At 74.2% G+C, this 25,999-nt stretch carries 15 protein-coding genes; 12 read left to right on the forward strand and 3 right to left on the reverse strand.

What is annotated here, in order from left to right; genetic code table 11:
• Positions 1–273: 273 nt before the first annotated feature.
• The gene (locus tag AB0O40_RS16900; RefSeq protein ID WP_365041406.1) at positions 274–1,104 is read right to left on the reverse strand and encodes a methyltransferase domain-containing protein; all 831 of its coding nucleotides are present in this window, start codon (positions 1,102–1,104) and stop codon (positions 274–276) included.
• Positions 1,105–1,378: 274 nt separating this feature from the next.
• On the opposite strand from AB0O40_RS16900, the gene AB0O40_RS16905 reads away from it, so the two are divergent.
• The 5 genes from AB0O40_RS16905 to AB0O40_RS16925 all read left to right on the forward strand — a co-directional run bounded on the left by AB0O40_RS16905 (position 1,379) and on the right by AB0O40_RS16925 (position 9,546).
• Positions 1,379–2,761, forward strand: coding sequence for a DUF11 domain-containing protein (locus AB0O40_RS16905; protein ID WP_365041410.1), 1,383 nt, complete (start codon positions 1,379–1,381; stop codon positions 2,759–2,761).
• On the forward strand, positions 2,758–4,854 hold the full coding sequence (locus AB0O40_RS16910) for a hypothetical protein (RefSeq protein WP_365041413.1): 2,097 nt from the start codon (positions 2,758–2,760) through the stop codon (positions 4,852–4,854). The genes AB0O40_RS16905 and AB0O40_RS16910 overlap by 4 nt, the downstream gene beginning before the upstream one ends.
• 72 nt (positions 4,855–4,926) lie before the next feature.
• The gene (locus AB0O40_RS16915) at positions 4,927–7,065 is read left to right on the forward strand and encodes a DUF11 domain-containing protein (protein ID WP_365041415.1); all 2,139 of its coding nucleotides are present in this window, start codon (positions 4,927–4,929) and stop codon (positions 7,063–7,065) included.
• 183 nt (positions 7,066–7,248) lie between these two features.
• Entirely contained in the window at positions 7,249–8,151 is a 903-nt protein-coding gene (locus AB0O40_RS16920) for a serine hydrolase (RefSeq protein WP_365041418.1), read from the forward strand.
• A 57-nt stretch (positions 8,152–8,208) separates the two neighbouring features.
• Positions 8,209–9,546: a right-handed parallel beta-helix repeat-containing protein gene (locus AB0O40_RS16925; RefSeq protein WP_365041421.1), complete on the forward strand. Its 1,338-nt coding sequence runs from the start codon at positions 8,209–8,211 to the stop codon at positions 9,544–9,546.
• A gap of 175 nt (positions 9,547–9,721) precedes the next feature.
• On the opposite strand, the gene AB0O40_RS16930 is transcribed toward AB0O40_RS16925, so the two are convergent.
• Positions 9,722–11,206 carry a DHA2 family efflux MFS transporter permease subunit gene (locus tag AB0O40_RS16930; protein WP_365041423.1) on the reverse strand — a complete coding sequence of 495 codons (1,485 nt, stop codon included), beginning with the start codon at positions 11,204–11,206 and terminating at the stop codon, positions 9,722–9,724.
• Between the two features lie 118 nt (positions 11,207–11,324).
• Between AB0O40_RS16930 and AB0O40_RS16935 the strand changes: the two genes are divergently transcribed.
• Positions 11,325–12,347 carry an Lrp/AsnC family transcriptional regulator gene (locus AB0O40_RS16935; RefSeq protein WP_365041426.1) on the forward strand — a complete coding sequence of 341 codons (1,023 nt, stop codon included), beginning with the start codon at positions 11,325–11,327 and terminating at the stop codon, positions 12,345–12,347.
• 55 nt (positions 12,348–12,402) lie between these two features.
• Here the strand turns inward: AB0O40_RS16935 and glgP are convergent, their stop codons facing one another.
• Positions 12,403–15,042, reverse strand: a complete 2,640-nt coding sequence (glgP, locus tag AB0O40_RS16940; protein ID WP_365041429.1) for an alpha-glucan family phosphorylase — start codon at positions 15,040–15,042, stop codon at positions 12,403–12,405.
• Between the two features lie 353 nt (positions 15,043–15,395).
• On the opposite strand from glgP, the gene AB0O40_RS16945 reads away from it, so the two are divergent.
• The 6 genes from AB0O40_RS16945 (at position 15,396) to AB0O40_RS16970 (ending at position 25,942) form a co-directional block, all read left to right on the forward strand.
• A complete protein-coding gene (locus AB0O40_RS16945) occupies positions 15,396–17,405 on the forward strand; it encodes an alpha-1,4-glucan--maltose-1-phosphate maltosyltransferase (protein WP_365041432.1) in 2,010 nt (669 codons plus the stop codon).
• Entirely contained in the window at positions 17,402–19,117 is a 1,716-nt protein-coding gene (gene treS / locus AB0O40_RS16950; protein ID WP_365041435.1) for a maltose alpha-D-glucosyltransferase, read from the forward strand. Before AB0O40_RS16945 ends, treS begins: the two co-directional genes overlap by 4 nt.
• Before the next feature lie 185 nt (positions 19,118–19,302).
• Positions 19,303–20,811 (forward strand): maltokinase, encoded by a 1,509-nt coding sequence (locus tag AB0O40_RS16955; protein WP_365041438.1) that lies wholly within the window; start codon positions 19,303–19,305, stop codon positions 20,809–20,811.
• A 38-nt stretch (positions 20,812–20,849) separates the two neighbouring features.
• The gene (gene glgB, locus AB0O40_RS16960; protein ID WP_365041547.1) at positions 20,850–23,231 is read left to right on the forward strand and encodes a 1,4-alpha-glucan branching enzyme; all 2,382 of its coding nucleotides are present in this window, start codon (positions 20,850–20,852) and stop codon (positions 23,229–23,231) included.
• 168 nt (positions 23,232–23,399) lie between these two features.
• On the forward strand, positions 23,400–24,995 hold the full coding sequence (locus tag AB0O40_RS16965; RefSeq protein ID WP_365041441.1) for a hypothetical protein: 1,596 nt from the start codon (positions 23,400–23,402) through the stop codon (positions 24,993–24,995).
• Positions 24,996–25,243: 248 nt separating this feature from the next.
• Entirely contained in the window at positions 25,244–25,942 is a 699-nt protein-coding gene (locus tag AB0O40_RS16970) for a helix-turn-helix transcriptional regulator (RefSeq protein WP_365041444.1), read from the forward strand.
• The last annotated feature ends 57 nt before the right edge of the window (positions 25,943–25,999 follow it).

Below are 25,999 nucleotides of genomic sequence, written 5' to 3' on the forward strand. Positions count from 1 at the left end.
CATCCGGGCCCGCGCCCGGCCGCTGCGCGGAGCCAGACCCCACCCCGCCCCTTCCCGAAACCGGCGGGCGCCGCCCCCGGAGCCCCCGCGCCTCAAACGCCGGCGAGGCTGGGTAAGGGGGACAGCGGGGCTCCGCCCCGAACCCCGCACCGCCGCTCCGCGACGGTCGCCTCAAACGCCGGCGAGGCTGGGTATGCCCCGCCGCACGGCAGACGGCCAGCCACCGCCAGGCGGCAGGCCAGGGCCAAGTACAGGGCGAGGGGGCGCCGGAGGCTAAGGGTGGCGGGCTGTGATGACGTGGTAGTCGAGGAGGCCTCGGCGGTAGGCGGGGAGGAAGTTGCGCGGCCACGCGCCGGGGGGCAGCAGGCGGGAGAGCCACGCGTCCAGGCCCGGCCAGACGTCCGCGCCGATCGGCTCCACCCGGATGTCCGTCAGGCCCGCCACGGCCAGCGGAGCAGTCAGCGCGGCCACCGGCCGGGCGATGTCCAGGCCGTCGGCGAAACTCGGCAGCAGCGCCGCCAGCTCCGCCGCCCGCCCTTCGGCCGGGTCGGCGAAGAAGCTGGCCAGCGCCAGCCGCCCGCCGGGGGCCAGCACCCGGGCCGCCTCGGCCGCGAAGGCCGCCAGGTCGGGGAAGTGCTGGGCCGCCTCCACGCTCACCACCGCGTCGAACTCGCCGTCACCGAAGGGCATCCGCTCCGCCGCCCCCCGCACGAACCGCAGCCGGTCCGGCGCGGCCGCCAGCCGGTCGCCGTGGGCGGCGCGGGCCCGGGCGAGCTGGTCCGGGTGGATGTCCATGCCGGTGACCGCGGCGGGCCGGTACTCGTCCAGGGCCAGCGCGCAGCCCATCCCGAGCCCGCACCCGACCTCCACCACCCGCCGTTCCCCGAGCGGCCCCGCGGCCGCCAGGACCCTCCGGTACATCTCCTGCTGGCTGCGCACCCGCTCCGGCTCGCCCAGCGGCAGGCCCAGTTCGATGCCCCGCCAGTAGCCGAAGTTGATGAACCCGCCCGCGAAGCCCGGTTCCGCGCTGAGGTCGGCGGGACCGTAGGTCTCCTGCACCGCGGGCCGCATGGCCGGGACCGGCCCGTCCGCTCCGATGGTCACGGTGGCTGCCTCCTGGGCTCGGCTCCCGGTCCGCCGGATCCGCGTCCGGCCGTCCGTCGCCGCCAGTCTGACATCCCGTCTGGTACCGCCACCCGGTCTTCGCAGGGCGCGGGCCGGAACCGGTCCGTCACAGGGCCGACGGAAGGAATGTGGTCACCCGCAGGCGGCAAGGCGGCGCGGCGCGATGATCACCGAGGCCAATAAGTGTGAAGAGATGCCCGCGTGGGTTCCGCCTGGCGAGGGCCCTGCCCGTGCGCCATGTGAAGGGTGAGCGATGCGAAGCGTCTCCTACGGTCCGGCGGCCCGGGGGCCCCGGCGGGGTGTCCTGACGGTGTGTGCGGGGGCGGCGGCCTGCCTGCTGCTGGCCGGTCCGCCGCCGGCCGCGGCGGCCCCCGGCCCCGACACCGGCCCGTCCGTGTCGGGACCGGCCACCACCGGGGTCTCCCCGGCCGCCCCGGAGTCCGCGTCCGGGACGCCCGTACCGTCCGGGAGCACCGGCGGCGGCCCGGCGTCGCCGGCGGGCTCCGGCAGCCCGGACGCCGACGACCCGCAGCGGGCGGGCCGGTCGGCGGACCTGACGGTCACGGCCGCCGTGCGGCGGCCGGCCGCCGCCGAGGAGCCCGCCGAGCCCGCGGAGCAGGCGGTCCAGGCCGTGGCGGAGACCTTCGACTACCTCCTGACGGCCACCAACCACGGCCCCTCCACGGCCCGGGAGGTCGTGGTCACCGACCGGCTGCCGGCCCAGCTGGAGTTCGTCTCCTCCGCGGACGGCTGCACCGCCGCCGGCCGGACCGTGCGCTGCGGCCCGCTGCCCGTGCTGGCCGTGGGCGCCACCCGCACCTGGGTCATCACCGTGCGGCTGGCGGACGGGTACGCGGGCGACGGCTCGGACGTCGTCAACGAGGCCGAGGTCGGCTCCGGTACGGCCGACCCGGTGCCGGACAACAACAAGACCTCGCTGACCGGGCTGAAGGTCCCGCCGGACACCGGCACGGCGGACCTCGCGCTCGCCAAGACCGCGCTGCTGGACCACGGCCGGAGCACGGTCGAGCGCGGCGAGCGGTTCACCTACCGCGTCACCGTGGTCAACCACGGCCCGGCCGCCGCCCGCGGCGTCGAGGTCACCGACCGGCTGCCGGAGCAGCTGGTGTTCCTCTCCTCCCCCGACGGCTGCACGGCCGAGGGCGCGGACCGGCGGCGGGTGGTGTGCCCGCAGCGGGACCGGCTGGCCGCGGGCGCCCGGGCCGAGTACCGGATCACCGTCCGGGCGGCGGGCCGGGAGCGGTCCGCCACGCCCCAGCACCGCTGCACCCCGGTGGACAACATCGCGCGGGTCACCTCGGACAGCCGCGACCCGGACCCGTCGGACAACGCCAACCGGCCCGGTACCACCGCCCCCGGCGGCAAGCCGCTCTGCCTGCGCGAGGGTTCCGAGGGCCACGGCGGCCACGAGGGCGACCACGGCAGCGGCGGGAACGGGGACGGCGGGCAGCACGGCCACCACGAGGGCGACCACCACGACCGCGGTGACCTGGCGGACTCCGGCGCCCGGCTGCCGGGCTGGCTGATGTGGGCGGCCGGCGCGCTGGTCGCGGCGGGCGCCGGGCTGCGGACGGCCGCCGCCCGCCGGACCCGGCGGACCGGGGGGAGCGCGTGAGGGGCGCGGGCCGCGGACGGCTGCGCCGGGCGGCCGTCGCCCTGCTGTGCGCGGCCGGGCTGGCCCTGCCCGCGCTGCCCGCGGCGGCCGGTGCGGAGCCCGCGCGGCCCCGGGCGGCCGTGGCCTTCCCGGTGTCCGAGCCCTTCGACAGCGCCACCAACTCGGGCACCGCCTCGGGCACCGCCGCGTACCCGGACGCCGGCTGGCTCCGGCTCACCTCGGCCAGCGCCAGCCAGGCGGGCACCTGGAAGATGAAGGACTCGTTCTCCTCCGACCTCGGCTTCGTCGCCGAGTTCACGTACGCCACCTACGGCGGCACCGCGTACGACGGCAAGCGCGGGGACGGGCTGGCCTTCTACCTCACCGACGGAGCGGCGGCGGATGGCGCCGGCGGGTTCGGCGGCGCGCTCGGCTACGCCTGTTCCATGTCCGGCTCCGTCTGCACGGGGAAGGCGGGCGTCCCCGGCGGGTACCTCGGCATCGGGCTGGACGAGTTCGGGAACTTCTCCTCGTCCGGCGTGGGCAACGGCGGGCCGGGCACCGACCCCAACAAGATCGTCGTGCGCGGCGGCGGAAACCTCTCCACCGGCTACCGGTTCGGCACCGCCGCGACGCCGCCCGGCAAGACGGTGGAGACCGGCACCCGGGACAAGAAGCGCACCATCCGTGTCTCCCTGCTGCCCAGCGGCAAGAAGATGCTGCTGTCGGTGTGGTCCAACAGCGGGCCCGGAACCGACATGACCCAGCTGATCACCGACTTCGACGTGACCACCATCGCCAACCAGCCCGCCCTCCCCGCCACCCTCAAGATCGGTTTCTCGGCGGGGACCGGGGCGGCCACCAACACCCACGAGATCGACGAGCTGAAGATCAACGTGCCGGTGGACCTGACGGTGCGGAAGTCGGTGGACGTCACCACGGTCGCGGCCGGTGGCGGCCCCGTCACCTACACGGTGACCGTCTCCAACAGCGCGGCCAACGACGTGTCCGGAGCACTGGTCAAGGACACCGTCCCGGACCTCACGGACGTGAGCTGGACCTGCAAGGCCGACACCGGCAGCGCCTGCGGCAAGGCCTCCGGCAGCGGAAGCGTCCTCAACACCACGGCGGACCTGAAACGCGGCGGCACGGTCACCTACACCGTCAAGGGCACCGCTCCCGCCCAGCCGGCAACGCTGAGGAACACCGCGACCGTGACCGCCCCGGCCGACCGCTCCGACACCAACCCCGCGGACAACACCGCCACCTCGCCGGCCACGACGGTCACCGCCCGGGCCGACGTGAGCGTCCTCAAGGAGGCCCTGGGCGCCGGGCCGATCGCGCCCGGGGAGAGCTTCGACTACCGGATCACCGCCTCCGACCTCGGGCCTTCGGACACCACGGACGTCACCGTCTCCGACACCCTGCCCGCCCCGCTGTCCTTCGTCTCCTCGCCGGACGGCTGCACCGCGGACGGCCGCCGCCTCAGCTGCCCGGTACGCGCCACCCTGGCCGCCGGGGCGAAGACCTCCTGGACGGTCAAGGTGGTCCTGGACCCGGCGTACACCGGCGACGGCACGGACCTGGCCAACACCGCCACCGTCAGGCACGGCGTGCCCGACCCGGTGGCCTCGAACGACTCGGGTACGGCGGCCGGTCCGCCGGGCGGCGCGCCGGTCCCCCGGGCCGACCTCGCCCTCATCAAGCAACCCACCACGCGACCCCGGATCGCCCCCGGCGAGACGTTCCTGTACCGGCTGTCGGTGAGCAACGCCGGACCCTCGGTGGCCCGCGGGGTGACGGTCACCGACCCGCTGCCCACCGCCCTCACGCTCGTCCCGCCGGTCACCGGATGCACGGCCGACGGCCGGAACCTGACCTGCGGCCCGGCGGCGACCCTGGACCCGGGCAAGAGCGTGACGTGGTTCTTCACCGTCCGGATCGACCCCGGCTACGTCGGCGACGGCACCACCCTCCTCAACACCGCGACGGTCCGGGCGACCACGCCCGACCCGGTGGCCGGCAACAACAGCGCCACGGCCGGCCCGCCCGGCGGCGCCGTCCGGGCGCCCACCGCCGATCTGGAACTCACCAAGAAGGCCGTCAAGGGCTGACCCCGCGGCCCCCTCCTCAAAGACTTCCGTACTCCCCCTGTACGGCGACTGCGCACGAACGGAAACGATGCGATGACGACCACCCCAGGCCGGCGGCCCGCAGCGTGGGCCCTGGCCGCGCTGCTCTGCGCGGCACCCCTGTGCACCGCCCCGGCCGCCGTGGCCGCCACGGCGGCGGCCGGCCGGACCGCGGCCGTGACCGGGCGGGCCCCCGCCGCCCCGGCCCGGACCGGTGAGCAGATCGAGGTCACCGCCCGCACCGTCCGGGCGCCCGGCGAGATCATCACGTACACCCTCACCGCCACCAACCACGGCCCGTCCGTGGCGCGGAACGTGACGGCCAAGGACCACCTGCCCGCCGGCATCACCTTCGTGGGCTCCGCCGACGGCTGCACCGCCACGGCGCAGACCGTCACCTGCGGCCCCGAGCCCGAGCTGAGCGTCGGGCAGAGCAAGAGCTGGACCTTCCAGGCCCGGCTCAGCGCCTCGTACCAGGGCGACGGCTCCGACCTGGGCAACAGCGCGACCGGGACCTCGGACGCCACCGACCCCACGCCCGACAACAACTCGCCCGGCCCGGTCATCCCGCCGGGGCCCTTCGACCCGGTGTCGGACCTGGCCACGGTGAAGACACCGCTGGGCCCCGGACCGACCGTGCCCGGGCAGGAGTTCGAGTACGAGATCCGCACCTCCAACAAGGGTCCCTCGGACGCCCGCAACGTCACGGTGACCGACACCCTGCCCGCCGGGCTGACCTTCGTCTCCTCGGCCGACCCCTGCACCGTCTCGGGGCAGAAGGTCACCTGCGGCCCGCTGGCCCGGCTGGTGCCGGGCGGCGAGGTGGTCTGGACGTTCAAGGTGAAGCTCGACCCGGCCTACCGCACCGGCGACGGCGACCTGCACAACACGGCGACCTCCAGCTCCGCCTCGAAGGACCCGGAGCCCGCCGACAACACCTCGAAGCCGGTCCTGCCGCCGGGCGGGGTCACCGAGCCGCAGGCGGACGTGTGGACGGCCAAGCGGCCCGCCACGGACACGCCGATCGCGCCCGGACAGACCTTCGACTACGTGGTCACCGCCACCAACGACGGCCCGTCCCGGGCCCTGGGCACCTCGGTGACCGACAAGCTGCCCGCGCAGCTGACCTTCGTCTCCTCCGCCGACGGCTGCACGGACACCGACGGCACCGTCACCTGCGGCCCGGTGGCCGTCCTGGACCCCAACGGCTCCAAGAGCTGGCGCTTCACGGTCCGGCTGGACAGCAACTACACCGGTGACGGCTCGGACATCCGCAACACCGCGACCGCCACCTCCACGACCAAGGACCCCAAGCCGGCCAACAACACCAGCAGCCCCGCCGGCCTGCCCGGCAGCAAGGTCAACAAGCCCACCGCCGACCTGGCGGTGACCAAGGAGGCGCTGGGCGGCAAGGCGCCGGTGCCCGGCGAGACCTTCGACTACCGCATCCGGGTCACCAACAACGGCCCCTCCGCGGACGCCTACAACGTCAAGCTCACCGACTCCCTGCCGGAGGGCCTGACCTACGTCAGCTCCTCGCCGGCCGGCTGCGAGGTGTCCGGCCGGATCGTCTCCTGCCGGCGGGCCACCCCGCTCAAGGTCGGCGAGACGGTGGAATACCGGCTGACCGTGCGGGTCGACCCCGGCTACGCCGGCGACGGCAGCGACCTCAAGAACACCGCCCGCGTGACGGCGGACAACATCGACCCGGCGAGCGAGAACGACTCCAACACCGCCGACGTCCCCGGCGGTCACGTCGCCGAGCCCGCCGCCGACCTCGCCATCACCAAGCGGCCGGTCCAGACGGCACCGGTGGCCCCGGGCGAGTCCTTCGACTACGCCCTGACCGTCACCAACAACGGCCCCTCCCAGGCCGAGCAGGTGTCCGTCAGCGACACCCTCCCCACCGCGCTGCAGTTCGTCTCGGGCGACCCGGGGTGCACCGCCGGCCGCACCGTGACCTGCGGCCCGCTGCCCAAGCTCGCCCCCAACGCCTCGGTGACCTGGGTGATCCGCGTCAAGCTGGACCCGGACTACCGCGGCGACGGCTCCGACATCCGCAACACGGCCACCGTCTCCGCCCTGACGGGTGACCCCAAGCCGGCCAACAACACCAGCGCCGCGGCCGGCCCGCCCGGAGGGAAGGTGAAGGACCCGACGGCGGACCTGGAGGTGGGCAAGACCACCCCGTAGGACGAGTGGCACGACCGCCTGCGGGGCGGGAGCCGGCCGGCTCCCGCCCCGCAGGCGTGCCCGCCGGCCGGGTGCCGCCGGCCGGCGTCGCGGTTGCTCCGGATGCGGGCGGTGCCACCCCGGTCGGGGGGCCGGGCGGCGCGGGCGCGCCGGGCCGCGGCAGCCGCTCCCTAGCCTGACCGCATGCCCGTAGCGCTCCCGGTCAGGCGGTTCTCCCTGGCCCTGGTCCTCGCCGTGCTCGCCCTCCTCCCCGGTCCCGCGGCCGTACAGGCCGAACCGAGGTCCGGGGCCCCCGCCCCGCCACCGGTCTCGGCCCGGGCCTGGCTGGTCGCCGACGCCGACACCGGTGAGGTGCTGGCCGCCCACGACGCCCACCGCCGGCTGCCGCCCGCCAGCACGCTCAAGATCCTGCTGGCCCTCACCCTGCTGCCGAAGTTCGACGGGGACCGCACCCACGTGGTGACCGAGTCCGAGCTGGCAGGGGTCGGCGAGGGCAGCAGCGTGGTGGGCCTCGAAGAAGGCGGCGAGTACCGGCTCTCCGACCTGTGGAACGGCCTGTTCCTGCGCTCGGGGAACGACGCCGCGCACGTCCTGGCCGAGCTGAACGGCGGCTGGGAGCGGACCGCCGAGGACATGACGGCGCTGGCCGGCGCGCTCGGCGGCCGGGACACGACCGTGGTCTCCCCCGACGGCTACGACGCCGCCGGGCAGGCCTCCTCCGCCCACGACCTGGCGCTCTTCGCCGTGCACGGGCTGCACAACCCCGAGTTCGCCGGGTACGCCGGCACCGCCGCGGCCCGCTTCCCGGCGGGCGGCCCGCTGATCCACAACACCAACCGGCTGCTCACCGGCCGGGACGGGGTGCGCCGCTACCCCGGGCTGATCGGGGTGAAGAACGGCTACACCAGCCGGGCCGGGAACACCCTGGTCGCCGCGGCCCGCCGGGACGGCCGGACGCTGGTGGTCAGCCTGCTCGACCCGCGCTCCGGGGTCCCGAACGCGGTCTACGAGGAGACCCGGACCCTGCTCGACTGGGGCTTCACCGCGGCCGGCCGGGTCCGGCCGGTGGGCGCGCTGGGCTCCTGAGCGCAGCCGCGGCCGTGGGTGCGGTGACCGGCGCGGGAGGCGGTACAGCTTCTTCCCGTGCACACCTCACGAGACCCACGAGAGCGCGGCGCGGCCCGCTCCGGCCACCGCCCGGGCCGGGCCCGCCGGGCCCTCCTCCTCCTGACGGCCGCCCTGCTCGCAGCGGCCACGGCCTGCGGGACCGACGGACCCACCCGGCCGCTGCCCGGGCCCGAGGGCCACGCCGTGATCCGCGTCCCGCAGGACGCCCCGTCCATCCAGCGGGCCGTCGACCTCACCCGCCCGGGTGACCTGGTGCTGGTCCAACCGGGTGTTTACCGGGAGAGCGTGACGGTACGGACCGCCCGGGTCGTCCTGCGCGGGGCGGACCGGAACCGCACGGTCATCGACGGGGAGTTCCGGCGGGCCAACGGCGTCACCGTCACCGGCGCCGAGTCCGTCGTGGAGAACCTGACGGTCCGCAACCACCTGGCCAACGGGGTGCTGTTCACCGGCGTGACGGACGAGCGGCTGCAGTCCCGGGGCGCGGGCGGGCAGGAGTACGAGCCGCTGGACACGGTCAAGTTCCCCGCGCTGCGGGGGTTCCGGGCCTCGTACGTCACCGCGTACGACAACGCCCTCTACGGCGTCTACGCCTTCGACGCCCGGGACGGCGTGATCGAGCACTCCTACGCCTCCGGGCACGCCGACTCGGGTATCTACGTGGGCCAGTGCCGGCCCTGCGCCACGGTGGTGCGGCACAACACGCTCGAGCACAACGCGGTGGGGCTGGAGGTGACGAACGCGTCGGAGCGGCTGTCCTTCCTGGGCAACACCATCCGGCAGAACCGGGTCGGGGTCACCGTGAACTCCAACGACATCGAGGCGCTGGCCCCGCAGCACGACGCGGTCTTCGCGGGCAACGCGATCACCGACAACAACACCGCGCAGAGCCCGGAGCAGGCGGAGGGCGGCTTCGGGATCGGCGTCGGGGTGGGCGGCGGCACCGGGAACGTCTTCGAGCGGAACCTGGTCACCGGCAACCGCGCGGCGGGCTTCCTGCTGACGGACGTGCAGGGCTATCCCGTGCGGGGCAACACGGTGCGGGGCAACCGGGTCTCGGGCAACGGCGTCGACCTGGTCCTGGCCGGGTCGGGCGACAACTGCTTCAGCGGGAACGTCTCGGGGACGGGGCGTCCGGCGGGGGGCTGTGGCGGGGCCTCGGCCCTCGATGCGGTGGGGTCGGGCCCCCGCCCGGTCCCGGTCCCGCCGGGCATGTCCTTCAAGCACGTCCCGCCGCCGGGCCCCCAGCCCGGCCTCCCGTCCGCCCCTTCGGCCCGCCCCGTCCCGGCCGTCGGCCTCCCGGGGCCGGTCCGCCCCGCGGACTTCCCCCTGCCAGCGCCGCCGAAGCGGTAGCCGGGCCGAAACCGGGGCTCCGCCCCGGACCCCGCGCCTCAAACGCCGGCGGGGCTGGATTTCCAGCCTCGCCGGCGTTTGAGGCGACCGCCGCGCAGCGGTGGTGCGGGGGATCCGGGGGCAGCGCCCACCGGTTTCGGGAAGGGGCGGGGAGGGGACTGGCTCCGCGCAGCGGCTAGAGCGCGGCGGGGGCCTCGGCCGGGGCCGGGGCCACGGCGGCGGCCGGCCGCATCAGCCAGAGGGCCAGCAGGCCGCCGGCCAGCCCGAGCACCCCGGCCACCACGAACGTCTCCCGCAGCCCGGACGCGAAGGCCGCCTCCACCACCCCCTCAAGCCGCGGCGCCCGGCCGATCACCGCGGCCGCCTGACCAGAGGTGAGGGGATCCGCCAGATCCCGGGCGGCCGACGGCAGTCCGGAGCGGACGCCCGCATGGAACAGACCCCCCAGCACCGCGATCCCCAGCGCCATCCCCAGCTGCCGCGCCGTGTTCAGCGCACCGCCCGCCATGCCCGCCCGGGCCGGCGCCACCGCGTCCATCGCCGCCGCGGCGAGCGAGGGCCCGACCGCGCCGACCCCGGCGCCGGCCACCAGCAGCCCCGGTACCAGCACCGGCCAGGAGGAGTCGGCCGACACCAGCGCCAGCAGCAGCGCCCCGGCCCCGATCAGCAGCATCCCGCCGCCCACCGAGTACCGCGCCGGCAGCCGGTGCAGATGGCGCCCGGCCACCGCCGAGACCACGAACGCCGCCAGGCTCATCGGGACCAGCGCCAGCCCGGCCGCCACCGGGCCCATGCCCAGCACCGACTGCAGCCACATCGAGACGTACAGGAAGTAGGCGAAGGCCGCCGCCGACATCAGCAGCGCCGCCGTCATGATCCCGACGAAGGCCCGGCTGCGGAACAGCCCGAGGTCCAGCATCGGCCGCGCACTGCGCCGCTCCACCACCAGGAAGGAGACCAGCGCCACCGCGCCCAGCACGAAGAAGCCGAGGGTGGCCCCGGAGGTCCAGCCGTTCTCCCCGCCGCGGATCAGGGCGTACGTGACGCAGCCCGCGGCCGCCGTGAAGGTCACGGTGCCCGGCAGGTCCAGCCCCTTGGCGTGCGGGTCCCGGGACTCCCCGACCGACTTCAGCGTGACCAGCACCGCCAGCGCGCACACCGGCAGGTTGACGAAGAAGATCCACCGCCAGCCGAAGTGCTCGGTCAGCAGCCCGCCCACGATCGGGCCGGCCGCGGCTGCGGCGCCGTTGACCGCGCCCCAGACGCCGAAGGCGACGCCCCGGTCCCGGCCCTGATACGCGCCGTTGAGCAGCGCCATGGTGGTCGCGAACATCGCGGCCGCCCCCAGCCCCTGCACGGCCCGGAAGGCGATCAGGGCGCCGGGCCCGTCGGCCAGCCCGCAGGCCAGCGAGGCCAGGGCGAAGAGCCCCAGCCCGGCCAGGTAGACGCGGCGCCGGCCGGCCCGGTCGGCCAGGGCGCCGGCCGCCAGCAGGAGCGCGGCGAGGGTGAGGGCGTATATGTCCATCACCCACTGGAGCCCCGCGAAGCCGGTGTGCATGTCGACCGCCATGTCGGGCAGGGCGACGGTGACGATGGTGACGTCCACCAAGAGCATGAACGCCCCGAGGCACACCGCGGTGAGCGGGAGCCACTTGCGCATGGGTTCTCCTCGGATTCGTGTGAAGACCTCCAAGGTCGCAGCCGTGGTCGCCGCCGTGAATCCAGCCCGGCCACTGTGGCGGATTTCCCTCACCCTGCGATCTGGGATGCTGGAAACCATGAACCCACCCCTGCTGGACGCCCTCGACCAGTCACTGGTCCAGGCCCTGATGGTCGACGGCCGGGCCCCCTTCAGCCGACTCGCCGAGGTGCTCGGGGTCACCGACCAGACCGTCGTGCGGCGCTACCGGCGGCTGCGGGCCGAGGGCCTGGTCCGGGTGATCGGGCTGCCGCTCGGGCAGCGGGTCGGCCTCTTCGAGTCCTGGGTGCGGGTGCAGTGCGCCCCGGACGCCGCGCTCCCGGTGGCCGAGGCGCTGGCCCGGCGGCCCGACACCGCCTGGGTCACGCTCGGTTCGGGCGGCACCGAGATCCACTGCATCACCGCGGCCCGGACCCGGGAGGAGCGGGACACCCTGCTGCTCGACAAGCTGCCCCGGACCCGCCGGGTCACCGGCATCAGCGCCCACACCATCCTGCGGAAGTTCTCCGGCGGCCCGGCCCGCTGGCTGGGGCTGGACGTCCTCGCGCCGGTGCAGGTCGCCCTCCTCCAGGAGGGGATGCCCCGGGTCACCCCCGAGCCCCCGGGCCCGCGCACCCCGCACGTCCTCGACGAGGCCGAGCGGGCCATGCTCGCGCTGCTGCGCCGCGACGGCCGGGCCGGCTACCCCGAACTGGCCGCCGCCTCCGGACTGTCGGAGACCACCGCCCGGCGCCGGCTGCGCTGGCTGCGGGAGAGCGGCATCCTCTACTTCGACGTGGAGGTGGTCCCGCGGATCCTGGGCTTCCACACCGTCGCCACCCTGCTGCTGACGGTCCCGCCGGCCCGGCTGGCGGCCGTCGGGGCGGCCCTGGGCAGCCATCCGGAGCTGCCCTTCGCCGCCGCGATGACCGGGGCGTCGAACGTCCTGGCGGTGGCCGTCTGCCGGGACACCGACGCCCTGTACACGTACCTCACCGAGCGGATCGGCGCGGTGGAGGGGATCCAGCAGGTCGAGACGATCCCCGTGCTGCGCAACCTCAAGCGGGCCGGACTGCTGGTCGAGCACGACCGGCTGTCCGACCTCCCGCCGGCCGGGCCCTGACCCGGGCGGCGCACCGCCCGGGCCGGAGCCCGGACGGCGCACCCGGCCGCAGCCGCTACCGCATCGGCGGCGGCGGCGCGTCCGCGGCCGCGGCCTGGGCCGGGGCCGCCACCAGGCCCAGTTCGGCCGGACCCGCCATCAGCGGATGGGCCGGCAGGATCCGGACCGTGTAGCCGAAGGGACCGGTGCGGTCCAGCGGCAGCGGGCCCTCGTACACCCACCGCCCCTCCAGGTCCGCCCCGGCCGCCGGCTTCAGCGGGAAGACCCGGGCGTCCGCGATCACGTCCGAGGCGTCCACCCGGCCGGCCACCGCCTGCGCCTCGACGTCCTCCGGACCCAGCTCCCCCAGCCGCACCCGGACCCGCAGGGTCAGCGTGGACCCCAGCTCGGCCGTGCCGTTCACCGGCGTGGCGGCCTGCGCCTCCACGTGGTCCACGGCCACCCCGGGCCAGGCCGCCCGGACCCGCTGCTTCCAGCCGGCCAGCTCCCGGGCCGCGTCCGCGCCGAGCGCCCGGTGCGCCCGGGCCGCCGGCTCGTACAGCCGCTCCACGTACTCGCGCACCATCCGCCCCGCCAGGACCTTGGGCCCCAGCGAGACCAGGGTGCGGCGGACCATCTCGATCCACCGGACCGGCAGCCCGGCGCCCCCGCTGCGGTCGTAGAAGCGGGGCGCGACCCGCTGCTCGACCAGTTCGTAGAGCGCCGCGGCCTCCAGGTCGTCCCGGCGGTCCTCGTCCGTGCCGGAGCCGTCCGCGGTCGGGATGGCCCAGCCGAAGTCCGGCTCGAACCACTCGTCCCACCAGCCGTCCAGCACCGACAGGTTGAGGCAGCCGTTGAGCGCGGCCTTCATCCCGCTGGTGCCGCAGGCCTCCAGCGGGCGCAGCGGGTTGTTGAGCCAGACGTCGCAGCCCGGGTAGAGCTTCTGCGCCATCGCCATGCCGTAGTCCGGCAGGAAGACGATCCGGTGCCGCACCCGCGGGTCGTCGGCGAACCGCACCAGCTCCTGCACCAGCCGCTTGCCCCCGTCGTCGGCCGGGTGCGCCTTGCCGGCGACCACGATCTGCACCGGCCGCTCCGGGTCCAGCAGCAGCCTGCGCAGCCGGTCCGGATCGCGCAGCATCAGCGTCAGCCGCTTGTACGAGGGCACCCGGCGGGCGAAGCCGATGGTGAGCACGTCCGGGTCGAGCACCGAGTCGATCCAGCCCAGTTCGGCCGAGGCCGCGCCGCGCTGCCGCCAGGAGGCCCGCAGCCGCTCCCGCACCTCCTGCACCAGCTGCTCGCGCAGCACCCGCCGCAGGTCCCAGATCTGCGTGTCGGGGATGTCGGCCACCGCGTCCCAGCGCTCGGAGCCGCCCACCGACAGGGCGTCCTCGGTGCGGCCGGGCCCGATCTGCCGGGCGCCCAGCCGGACCACCTCGGGCGCCACCCAGGTCGGGGCGTGCACACCGTTGGTCACCGAGGTGATCGGCACGTCGGCCGGGTCGAAACCGGGCCACAGCCCGGCGAACATCTCCCGGCTGACCGCCCCGTGGAGGGTGGAGACGCCGTTGGCGCGCTGGGCCAGCCGCAGCCCCATCACCGCCATGTTGAAGATCCCGGGGTCGCCGCCCTCGTAGGTCTCCTGGCCCAGTTCGAGGATCCGCTCGACCGGGACGCCCGGCAGCTCGCCGCCCTCACCGAAGTGCCGGGCGACCAGGGCCCGGTCGAAGCGGTCGATGCCGGCCGGCACGGGCGTGTGGGTGGTGAAGACGGTGCCGGCCCGGACCGCCTCCAGCGCGGGGCCGAAGTCCAGCCCCTGCCCGGCGAGTTCCCTTATGCGCTCGAGCCCGAGGAAGCCGGCGTGGCCCTCGTTGGTGTGGAAGACCTCCGGCTCGGGGTGGCCGGTGAGCTCGCAGTACGTGCGCACCGCGCGCACCCCGCCGATGCCCAGCAGCATCTCCTGGAGCAGGCGGTGGTCGCTGCCGCCGCCGTAGAGCCGGTCGGTCACCTCGCGGGCGGCGGTGTCGTTGTCCTCGACGTCGGAGTCGAGCAGCAGCAGCGGCACCCGGCCGACCCGGGCCTGCCAGATCTTGGCGTGCAGGCTGCGGCCGGCCGGCAGCTGGAGGGTGACCCGGCAGGGCTCCCCGTCGGCACCGCGCAGCAGGGAGACGGGCAACTCGTCGGGATCGAGCACGGGGTAGTGCTCGAGCTGCCAGCCGTCGCGGGACAGGGACTGGCGGAAGTAGCCGTGCCGGTAGAGCAGCCCGACGCCGACGAGCGGAGCGCCGAGGTCACTGGCAGCCTTGAGGTGGTCCCCGGCGAGGATGCCGAGACCGCCGGAGTACTGGGGAAGGGCGGCGGTGATGCCGAATTCGGGAGAGAAGTAGGCGATGGCGGCCGGGAGTTCCGGAGCGCGTTCATGGCTCTGGTACCAGCGGTCGCCGCGCAGGTAGTCGTCGAGGTCGGCGGCTGCGGCGGTCAGCCGGCGCAGGAAGCGCCGGTCCTGGGCCAGCTCGGCGAGCCGGCCCGCGGAGACCGAGCCCAGCAGGCGGACGGGGTCCCCGCCCGCGGCACGCCAGCCCTCGGGGTCGACGGATTGGAAGAGTTCGCGGGTCTCCGCGTGCCACGACCAGCGCAGGTTGCGCGCGAGGCCGTGGAGCGGCTGGAGGGTTTCCGGCAGGACGGGGCGCACGGTGAATCGACGGATTGCCTTCACGTGTCCACCTTCGCAGGGGAAGTACGGATCGAGCGGGCGCACCGCGCTGTGCGCCCGGGCTTCACCCCACGAAGGGTGCCACGCCGAACTCCCGCCATTCCCATTACGTATGAGTAGTTGACCTGAAGACCGGATTGCACCACCCGAGGGCGGGGAAGGGCTCCCCGCGTAACACAGCACGGCGCACCCGCCCCCCACCTCCCGCCACCCGAGTGAACGCGGACAGGAGCGGCCATGCCCGCACTTCAGCCGTCGGCCGAGCGGCTAGAAACAGAGCGAACAGCGCGTGCGCCCTCGGCGCCGCGCGTCCCACCTCTCGTACCACGCCCCCGGAACCTCCCCCAGGTGATCTCATGATCGGTCGCATTCCCGTGCTGGACGTCCGCCCCGCCGTCGACTGCGGCACCAGGCCCGCGAAGGCGGTGGTGGACGAGGTCTTCGAAGTGTCGGCCACCGTCTTCCGCGAGGGGCACGACGCGGTGGCGGCCCATGTCGTGCTCCGCGATCCGGCCGGCCGGGAGCTCCCCCCGGTGCCGCTGCGCGAGCTGGCCCCGGGTACCGACCGGTGGGGGGCCCGGGTCTCGGCGGGCGCCGAGGGCACCTGGACCTACACGGTCGAGGCCTGGAGCGATCCGCTGGCCACCTGGCGGCGGACCGCCGGGATCAAGGTCCCGGCCGGCATCGACACCGCGCTGGTGCTGTTGGAGGGGCTGGAGCTGTACGAGCGGGCGGCGGCCCGGGTGCCCAAGCGGGACGGCCGGGAGCTGGTGCTGGCGGCGGCCGACGCGCTGCGCGCCGAGGACCGGCCGGCCGCGGCCCGGCTGGCGGCGGCGCTGGCCCCGCCGGTGCTCGGGGTGCTGGCCCGGTACCCGCTGCGGGAGCTGGTGACCGCCGCGCGGGCGATGCCGCTGCTGGTGGAGCGCAAGCGGGCGCTGTTCGGCTCCTGGTACGAGCTGTTCCCGCGCTCGGAGGGCGCGGTGCTGCCCACCGGCAACCGGCGCAAGCCGAAGAGCGGGACCTTCCGGACGGCCGCCGAGCGGCTGCCGGCGGTGGCGGCCATGGGCTTCGACGTGGTCTACCTGCCCCCGGTGCACCCGATCGGCAGCACCTACCGCAAGGGCCCCAACAACACGCTCAAGGCCGGGCGTTACGACGTCGGGGTGCCGTGGGCGATCGGCTCCCCGGAGGGCGGGCACGACGCGCTGCACCCCGATCTGGGCACCATCGAGGACTTCGACGCCTTCGTGGCGCGGGCCCGCGAGCTGCGGATGGAGATCGCGCTGGACTTCGCGCTCCAGTGCTCCCCGGACCACCCCTGGGTGGGCAAGCACCCGGAGTGGTTCCGGCACCGGGCGGACGGCACGATCGCCTACGCCGAGAACCCGCCGAAGAAGTACCAGGACATCTATCCGATCGACTTCGACCAGGACATGGCCGGTCTGGTGGCGGAGACGGTACGCATCCTGCGGTACTGGATGGAACACGGGGTGCGCATCTTCCGGGTGGACAACCCGCACACCAAGCCGGTGGTCTTCTGGGAACAGGTGATCGCCGAGGTGAACCGGACCGATCCGGACGTCATCTTCCTGGCGGAGGCCTTCACCCGCCCCGCGATGATGCGCACCCTGGCCGCGGTCGGCTTCCAGCAGTCGTACACCTACTTCACCTGGCGGAACACGAAGGCGGAGCTGACCGAGTACCTGACCGAACTGGCGGGCGAGTCGGCGGCGGCGATGCGGCCCAACCTCTTCGTGAACACCCCGGACATCCTGCACGCCTACCTCCAGGAGGGCGGCCGGCCGGCCTTCGAGGTGCGCGCGGTGCTGGCCGCGACCCTCTCCCCCACCTGGGGCATGTACGCGGGCTACGAGCTGTGCGAGAACGCCCCGGCGGCCGAGGGCAGCGAGGAGTACCAGGACTCCGAGAAATACCAGCTGCGGCCGCGGGACTGGGCCGCGGCCGAGCGGGAGGGGCGTACCATCGCCCCGCTGGTCACCACGCTGAACCGGCTGCGGCGGCGCAATCCGGCCCTGCAGCAGCTGCGCGACCTGCATTTCCACAGCACGGACAACGACCAGGTGATCGCGTACTCGAAGACCGCGGAGACCGAGTCGGGCCGCAATACCGTACTGGTGGTCGTCAACCTGGACCCGCACCACACCCAGGAGGCGACGGTCTCGTTGGACATGCCGGTACTCGGCCTCGACTGGCACGGGTCCCTCGCGGTGCGCGACGAGCTCACCGGCGACACCTATTACTGGGGCAGGGCGAACTACGTACGCCTCGAGCCGGGCCGGACGCCCGCGCACGTACTGGCGGCCCTGCGACCGTCCCCGCAGACCGGAGGGTCCCCCACCTCATGATGATCAACGATCCCGTCCACGACACCTTCGAGGACACCCCCGCCAAGGACCGCGACCCCGACTGGTTCAAGCGGGCGGTGTTCTACGAGGTCCTGGTCCGCTCCTTCCACGACAGCAACGGCGACGGGGTGGGCGACCTCAAGGGGCTGACCTCCAAGCTGGACTACCTCCAGTGGCTGGGGGTGGACTGCCTCTGGCTGCCGCCCTTCTTCAAGTCGCCGCTGCGGGACGGCGGTTACGACGTCTCGGACTACACGGCCGTACTGCCGGAGTTCGGCGACCTCGCGGACTTCGTGGAGTTCGTGGACGCGGCCCACCAGCGGGGCATGCGGGTGATCATCGACTTCGTCATGAACCACACCAGCGACCAGCACGAGTGGTTCCAGCAGTCCCGCTCGGACCCCGACGGGCCCTACGGCGACTACTACATGTGGGCCGACAACGACAAGCAGTACCAGGACGCCCGCATCATCTTCGTCGACACCGAGACCTCGAACTGGACGTACGACCCGGTCCGCAAGCAGTACTACTGGCACCGCTTCTTCTCGCACCAGCCCGACCTCAACTTCGAGAACCCGGCCGTCCAGGAGGAGATCGTCTCCGCCCTGCGCTTCTGGCTGGACCTCGGCATCGACGGCTTCCGGCTGGACGCGGTCCCCTACCTGTACGCCGAGGAGGGCACCAACTGCGAGAACCTGCCGCGCACCCACGCCCTGCTCAAGCGGGTGCGGGCGGAGATCGACGCGCACTACCCGGACACGGTGCTGCTGGCCGAGGCCAACCAGTGGCCGGAGGACGTGGTCGACTACTTCGGCGACTTCGCCAAGGGCGGCGACGAGTGCCACATGGCCTTCCACTTCCCGGTGATGCCGCGGATCTTCATGGCGGTCCGGCGGGAGTCGCGGTACCCGGTCTCCGAGATCCTGGCCAAGACCCCGCAGATCCCGTCCGGCTGCCAGTGGGGCATCTTCCTGCGCAACCACGACGAGCTGACGCTCGAGATGGTCACGGACGAAGAGCGCGACTACATGTACTCCGAGTACGCCAAGGACCCGCGGATGCGGGCCAACATCGGCATCCGGCGGCGGCTGGCCCCGCTGCTGGACAACGACCGCAACCAGATGGAGCTGTTCACCGCCCTGCTGCTGTCGCTGCCCGGCTCGCCGGTGCTGTACTACGGCGACGAGATCGGGATGGGCGACAACATCTGGCTGGGCGACCGGGACGGGGTGCGCACCCCGATGCAGTGGACCCCGGACCGCAATGCGGGTTTCTCCTCCTGCGATCCGGGCAGGTTGAACCTGCCGGTCATCATGGACCCGGTCCACGGGTACACGGTGACCAACGTCGAGGCCGCGATGTCCTCCCCGTCGTCACTCCTGCACTGGACGCGCCGGCTGATCGAGATCCGGAAGCAGAACCCCGCCTTCGGTCTCGGCTCGTACACCGAACTGCCGTCGTCCAACCCGGCGGTGATCGCGTTCCTCCGGGAGTACGGGGACGACCTGGTCCTGTGCGTGCACAACTTCTCGCGGCATGCCCAGCCGACGGAACTGGACCTTCGATCGTTCAACGGTCGGGTCCCGGTGGAGCTCACCGGTGAGGTCCGGTTCCCGCCCATCGGCGAGTGGCCGTACCTGCTGACCCTGGCGGGGCACGGCTTCTACTGGTTCCGGCTGCGCGCGGCGGAGGTGCGGGCCCAGTCCGACTGAGCCCACGGGGTCGGCCGCCTCGCGGCCGACCTCATCAAGTGCGCGGTGGCACGCGGCGAATGGGTCAATCGCCGTCCCTGTACGGACCATCCTGACCCGACACTCGCACACGACCGGACAGCAACTGCCGTGATCCGGGACACTCTGCGCATTCTGTGGCTGGCCCGGGGAAAGGACGCGACGCCATGTCGGAGGCTGCATCCGCCCGGGCTCTGGAACCCCTGCTGCGCGGCTGGTTGCCGCGCCAGCGGTGGTTCGCCGGAAAGGGCCGGCCCATCGGCCACATCTCGGTGGTCTCGGCGGCCGGACTGCTACCACCGGGGGTCTCGCCCCGTCTGCTGCACCTGCTGGTGGACGTGGACGGCGACTGCTACCAGCTGCTGCTCGGGCTGCGCCGCACCCTGCCGCCCGCCCTGGCCCCGGCCCTGATCGGCCGGGTCGGGCCGGAGCCGGGGCCGTACGCCGGGCTGACGGTGTACGAGGGGCTGGGCGATCCCCGGCTGGCCGGGCTGCTGCTGGAACGGTTGCGCACCCCGGGCGCCCTGGGCCCGCTGCGCTTCGGCCGGGACGGGGCGGCGGACATCCCGGCCGGCCTGGCGCCCCGGCCGCTCTCCGCCGAGCAGTCCAACTCCTCGCTCATCTACGGCGACGCGTTCATCCTGAAGGTGTTCCGCCGGGTGGGCCCCGGCACCAACCCGGACCTGGAGCTGCCCAGAGCCCTGGCCGGGGCCGGCTGCGCCCGGGTCCCGGCGCCGGTGGCCTGGTACGAGGCCGAGCGGCCCGGGAACCCGCCCGGCGGCGAGCCGCTGACCCTCGGGGTGCTCCAGCCCTACCTGCGCGGTTCCGACGACGGCTGGCAGCTGGCGCTGCGCCGGCTGGGCGCCGGCCGGGCCTTCACCGACGAGGCGCACGCCCTGGGCCGGGCCACCGCCGAGGTGCACAGCGCGCTGGCCCAGGCGCTGCCGACGGTCCGGCTGGGGCCCGCCGAGACGGCCCGGCTGGCCGCGGCGATGACCGCGCGGCTGGCCGCCACGGTCCGCGAGGTGCCGGCGCTGCGGCCGTACGAGGCGGGCCTGCGGGCCGCGTTCGACGCGCTGGCCAAGGCCCCCGGCGGCCGGGGCGGCCTCGGTGGCTGGGCCCAGCGGATCCACGGCGACCTGCACCTGGGGCAGACCCTGCGGGCCGCGGACGGCTCCTGGCGGCTGATCGACTTCGAGGGCGAGCCGTCCCGGCCGCTCGCCGACCGGCGCCGGCCCGAGCCCGCGGTGCGGGACGTGGCCGGGATGCTGCGCTCCTTCGACTACGCGGCCCGCTCCCACGAGCCGTGGTCCCCGGCCTGGGCGGAGGCCTGCCGGGCGGCCTTCTGCACCGGGTACGCGGCGACCACCGGCCGGGACCCGCGCGAGGACCCGGTGCTGCTGCGGGCCTTCGAGACGGACAAGGCCGTCTACGAGGCCCGGTACGAGTCGCAGCACCGGCCCGACTGGCTGCACGTCCCGATGGCCGCCGTCCGCCGGCTGGCCGCGGGCGGCGAGGCGGCGGTCAACCCGGCCACCTCGCGCGCCCCCAGCGACCGGCCGCCCCGGCGCACCCGTGCGTCCGGGCCGGCCCACCCCTCGCCGGGCCCGGCGCCCGGCTCGCTCCCCACCCCCACCCCGCACCGCCCGCAGCCCCCGAGGAGGCCGCACACGTGAGCGCCGCCCGTCAGCCGTCCCGGTCCGTCGCCGAGCCGATCGCCCCGCCCCAGGGCGAACAGGTCCCGGAGCCGGCACCCGAGCCCGTCACCCCCGCGACGGCTGAGCCCGACGCCCCGCCCGCCGCCCGCTCCGGGCGTTCCGGCAGGTCCGCCGCGCGGGCCACCCGGCCCGCCGCGGACCCCGGGGGCGCCCCCGCCAGAGCGCCCCGGGCCCGCCGGCCCTCCGCGGCCCGGGGGCCCCGGCCGGCCCCCGCGCTGGATCCGGGCGAGCGGGCCCGGCTGCTGGCCGGCGCGCACCACGACCCGCACGCACTGCTGGGCGCGCACGCCTACCGGGGCGGGGTGGTCTTCCGGGCGCTGCGCCCGTACGCCCGCGCGGTCACGCTGGTCGGCAAGGGCCTGCGGGCCCCGCTGCACGACGAGGGCGACGGGATCTTCTCGGGCCTGCTGCCGCTGGCCGAGGTCCCGTCCTACCGGCTGCTGGTGACGTACGAGAGCGACGAGGTCGAGGTCGAGGACCCGTACCGCTTCCTGCCGGCCCTGGGCGAGCTGGACCTGCACCTGATCGGCGAGGGCCGGCACGAGCAGCTGTGGAAGGCCCTGGGCGCGCAGCCGATGGTCCACCAGGGCGTGGCCGGCACCCGGTTCACCCTCTGGGCGCCCAACGCGCTGGGCGTCCGGGTCACCGGCGACTTCTCGTACTGGGACCCGAGGGCCGCCCCGATGCGCTCGCTGGGCGGCTGCGGGGTGTGGGAGGTGTTCCTGCCGGGCGTGGCCGAGGGGGCGCTGTACAAGTTCGACGTCACCCGGCCCGACGGGAGCCACACGCTGCGCGCGGACCCGATGGCCCGGCGGGCGGAGGTGCCGCCGGCGAACGCCTCGATCGTGGCCGGTGCGCACCACGTGTGGACGGACGACGCGTGGATGGCCGCGCGGGGGGACCGGCCGCCGCACACCGCGCCGTTCTCGGTGTACGAGCTGCACCTCGCGTCCTGGCGGCCGGGGCTGAGCTACCGGCAGCTGGCCGAGCAACTGCCGGTGTACGTCAAGGAGCTGGGCTTCACGCACGTGGAGCTGATGCCGGTGGCGGAGCACCCCTTCGGCGGTTCCTGGGGCTACCAGGTGACCGGTTTCTACGCGCCCACCTCGCGGATGGGCACCCCGGACGACTTCCGCTTCCTGGTGGACGCGCTGCACCGGGCCGGCATCGGGGTGATCGTCGACTGGGTGCCGGCGCACTTCCCGCGGGACGAGTGGGCGCTGGCGGAGTTCGACGGCCGGCCGCTGTACGAGCCGCAGGACCCGCAGCGGGCGGCCCACCCGGACTGGGGGACGCTGGAGTTCGACTACGGCCGCAAGGAGGTGCGCAACTTCCTGGTGGCCAACGCCGTGTACTGGTGCGAGGAGTTCCACGTCGACGGCATCCGGGTGGACGCGGTGGCCTCGATGCTCTACCTCGACTACTCGCGGGGCGAGGGGCAGTGGACGCCGAACGCGCACGGCGGGCGGGAGAACCTGGACGCGGTGGCCTTCCTCCAGGAGATGAACGCCACCGTCTACCGGCGCTGCCCGGGGGTGGTGACCATCGCCGAGGAGTCCACGGCCTGGGAGGGCGTGACCAGCCCCACCGACACCGGCGGCCTGGGCTTCGGGCTGAAGTGGAACATGGGCTGGATGCACGACACGCTGCGCTACCTGTCGAAGGAGCCGGTGCACCGCAAGTACCACCACCACGACATGACCTTCGGGATGGTCTACGCGTACAGCGAGAACTACGTCCTGCCGATCTCGCACGACGAGGTGGTGCACGGCAAGAAGGCGCTGGTCTCGAAGATGCCCGGGGACTGGTGGCAGCAGCGCGCCACGCACCGGGCGTACCTGGGCTTCATGTGGTCCCACCCGGGCAAGCAACTGCTCTTCATGGGGCAGGAGTTCGCCCAGGGGGCGGAGTGGTCGGAGACGTACGGGCCGGACTGGTGGCTGCTGGACACCAGCTATGCGGCGGCGGCCGACCACCGCGGGGTGCGGGAGCTGGTGGGCGATCTGAACCGCGCCTATGCGGCGGCGCCGGCGCTGTGGGAGCGGGACTGCGAGCCGGAGGGCTTCGCGTGGGTCGTGGGGGACGCGGCTGAGGAGAACGTCTTCGCGTTCCTGCGGTACGACGGGGCGGGGCGGCCGCTGCTGTCGGTCAGCAACTTCTCGCCGGTGGTGCGGCACGGGTTCCGGCTGGGGGTGCCGGACGCGGACGAGGTGCCGGCCTGGTCGGAGGTCCTGAACACCGATGACGCCCGCTACGGCGGCAGCGGTGTCCGCAACCCGGCCCCGGTGAAGCCGGACGCGGAGCCGGCCCACGGTCGCCCCACCAGCCTCCGGCTCACCCTCCCGCCGTTGTCCACCCTCTGGTTCCGCCCGGCCTGACCCCGTCTGGAGAGGGGCCTCCACGACCCCCGTACGCGGAGGCCCCCCAAAGGATCACGGATGCGTGGCGTGTGCGGTTCAGCCAATCCCGCGTGATCTCGGGGGCAACCATCGGGCCCCCTGACGGGTCAGAGATCCGGCATCACTTTCCTGTCCGATGGGGGACCCTTGAGAAAGCTCTCGGCAGCGGCGATCGCGACGATCGCCCTCTGCGGCAGCAGCGTGCTGACCGCGCCCGCGGCCCACGCCGCGGACGTCCAGCTGAAGTCGCACACCTGGACGACCGTGGCGGACGGCAAGGTCCACGCGGTCTTCAACCTGCTCGACGACTCGGGCGTGAACCCGGCGGACGTGACGATCCACGTCCGCCGGCCGGGCGAGGCCCAGGTCCTGGCCTCCCTCGGGCTCCAGGGCACCGAAGGGTGCGACGACGACGAGGGCACCTGCTGGGACGGCACCTGGCTGACGGACGCCCTCAAGCTGCCCGGGCTGGGCGTGTACACCATGGACGTGTTCCTCAAGGAGGGCACGCCCGAGGAGCGGGTGGACCGGGACAACGGCGAGCTCGAGTACGGCGTCAACGCGAAGCTGGCGCTGTCCTCGGACCGCTCCTGGATCAGCTACGACAACCGCCGGATCAAGACCACCGGCGTCATGACGGCCGAGGACCCGGACACGCACGAGGTCAAGCCGTTCCCGGGCGTGGAGTTCTACTACCGGGCCGACGGCGGCCGGGGCGAGGGCCGGCTGCGCACGGACGCCGCGGGCCGCTTCACCCGTACGGCCGAGTTCGGGGAGTACGACGAGGCCGGCGTGAGCACCCGCTACTCCTCGGACCTGGCCTCCGGCGAGGTGCAGCTGCCCTTCCGCAAGCAGGACCTGAAGATCACCGCGGACACCACCGCGATGAGCGGGCCGCTCGGCGGCCGGGCGCCGCTGACCGGCCGCGTGGTGCGGACCGCGGACGACGGCACCGAGCAGCCGGCGCCGGGGCTGGCCGTCATGGACGACCACCGCACGGCGGTCGCGCAGACCGGCACGGACGGCACCTACAAGGGTGCGGTCTCGCTCTCGAACCACACCCTGCGGCTCCAGCCGGAGCTGAACCGGTGGTTCAACGTGGCGCCGACGGTCTACGTGAAGCTCTCCGCCGCCAAGACCTCCACCTGGAGCGGGGTCAAGGGGGCCGTGGACAAGTACCGCAAGGTCACCTTCACCGGCAAGGTCGGCGTCTCCTCGGGCTCGTACCCCAAGGGGACCACGGCCGAGCTGCTCACGCAGTACTCCGCCGACGGCCGCAGCTGGTCCACGGTCGACGCCTTCCAGGTGAAGTACGGCGAGTCCTTCAGCCACTCCCCCGCCCGCAAGGCCTCGGACCGCGGCTACTGGCGGCTGGACTTCCACTGGCCGAACCTGAAGAGCCCGGCCGTCAAGCTGGCCCGCAAGAGCACCCAGTTCTTCAACGACGACCTCACCCCCGAGGGCGTCAGGGCCGGTACGAAGATCACGGCCAAGGGCGGGCTGCTCCAGCGGTCCGGCACCTCCTGGAAGGCCTTCGGCGGCCAGAAGGTCCGGGTGTACTTCAAGTCCACCGCCCGGGGCGCGGCCTGGCAGCAGATCGCCTCCGCCACCACCAAGGCCGACGGCACCTTCGCGACGAAGGTCACCGCGCGCCGGGACGGCACCTGGCAGATCCGGTACACCGACACCGACACCGGGCACTACGCGGTCTCCGGCCGCGAGGACTACGTCGACGTCCGCTGAGCGGACGGCACCCGGGCGGCGCCCCGGCGGCAGCGGACACCCCGCCGCCGCCGGGGCGGCGGCCGGAAGTTACCCTTCCGTACCACTGGCGCCGCCTCCGGCCCGGCGCGATGGTGGATCTTCGACCAGGGCCGCTACCGGACAGTCGCGGGGGAAACGGGCGAAAGACCGACTCATCCTCGTATGATCCTACGAGTTGTGAGCTTGGGTGAACAGACCGTAGTCGGCGTGTATCGGCCACCCCTACGGTGTGCCTCGTGCACCAGAGCCCCCCTTTCGACGCCCTCGCCGCCCGCCGCCTCCGCGCGGCCCTGGGCATGGCGCCCGGCCATGTCGCGTACGGCCTGCGCGCCCAGTACGGACTCCTCGTCGACCCGGAGACGGTGATGGCCTGGGAGCGCGGCGAGCTCTCGCCGTCCAGCGCCGAGCTCACCGCCCTCGCCGGGGTCCTGTGGTGCTCCCCGGGCGAGCTGCTGGCCCGGCCCCGGACGCTGCGCGAGCACCGGGTGGCCCGGGGCATCGCACCCGAGGAGCTGGCCCGGCGGATCGGCCTGGAGGCCGGCGCCTACCAGAAGATGGAGGACTCCGGCCGCTGGAAGGGCAACGAACGCCAGTCCGCCGCCCTGGCCCAGGCCCTCTCGCTGTCGCTGCCGGAGTTCGTCACCGCCGTCGGCAAGGACGAGGAGCTGGCCGAGGCCCTGCGCAACGCGGTGAGCACCCGCTGGCAGGCGTACGTGAAGCCGCTCGCCAAGCTGATACCGGTCCCCCGGCACCGCCTGGAGGAGGTGCTGGGCCTGCTCTACGACGACTACCAGTCCAAGATGGTCGCCACCCTGAGCTGGGGCGGCGGCGGGGGCCAGGCGGCCAGCGGGGACGCCGGCCGGGAGTTCCTGGCCTCGATCGTGGAGCGCTTCTGGGAGCTGGCGGCCGGCCCGGGCCGGGTCTAAGGACCCCACTTTCGCCCGTCCCGGGCCCTCGGGGGCCCGTACCGGAACGGCCCTGCC

Source organism: Streptomyces sp. NPDC089919, assembly GCF_040684615.1.
Taxonomy (GTDB): domain Bacteria; phylum Actinomycetota; class Actinomycetes; order Streptomycetales; family Streptomycetaceae; genus Streptomyces.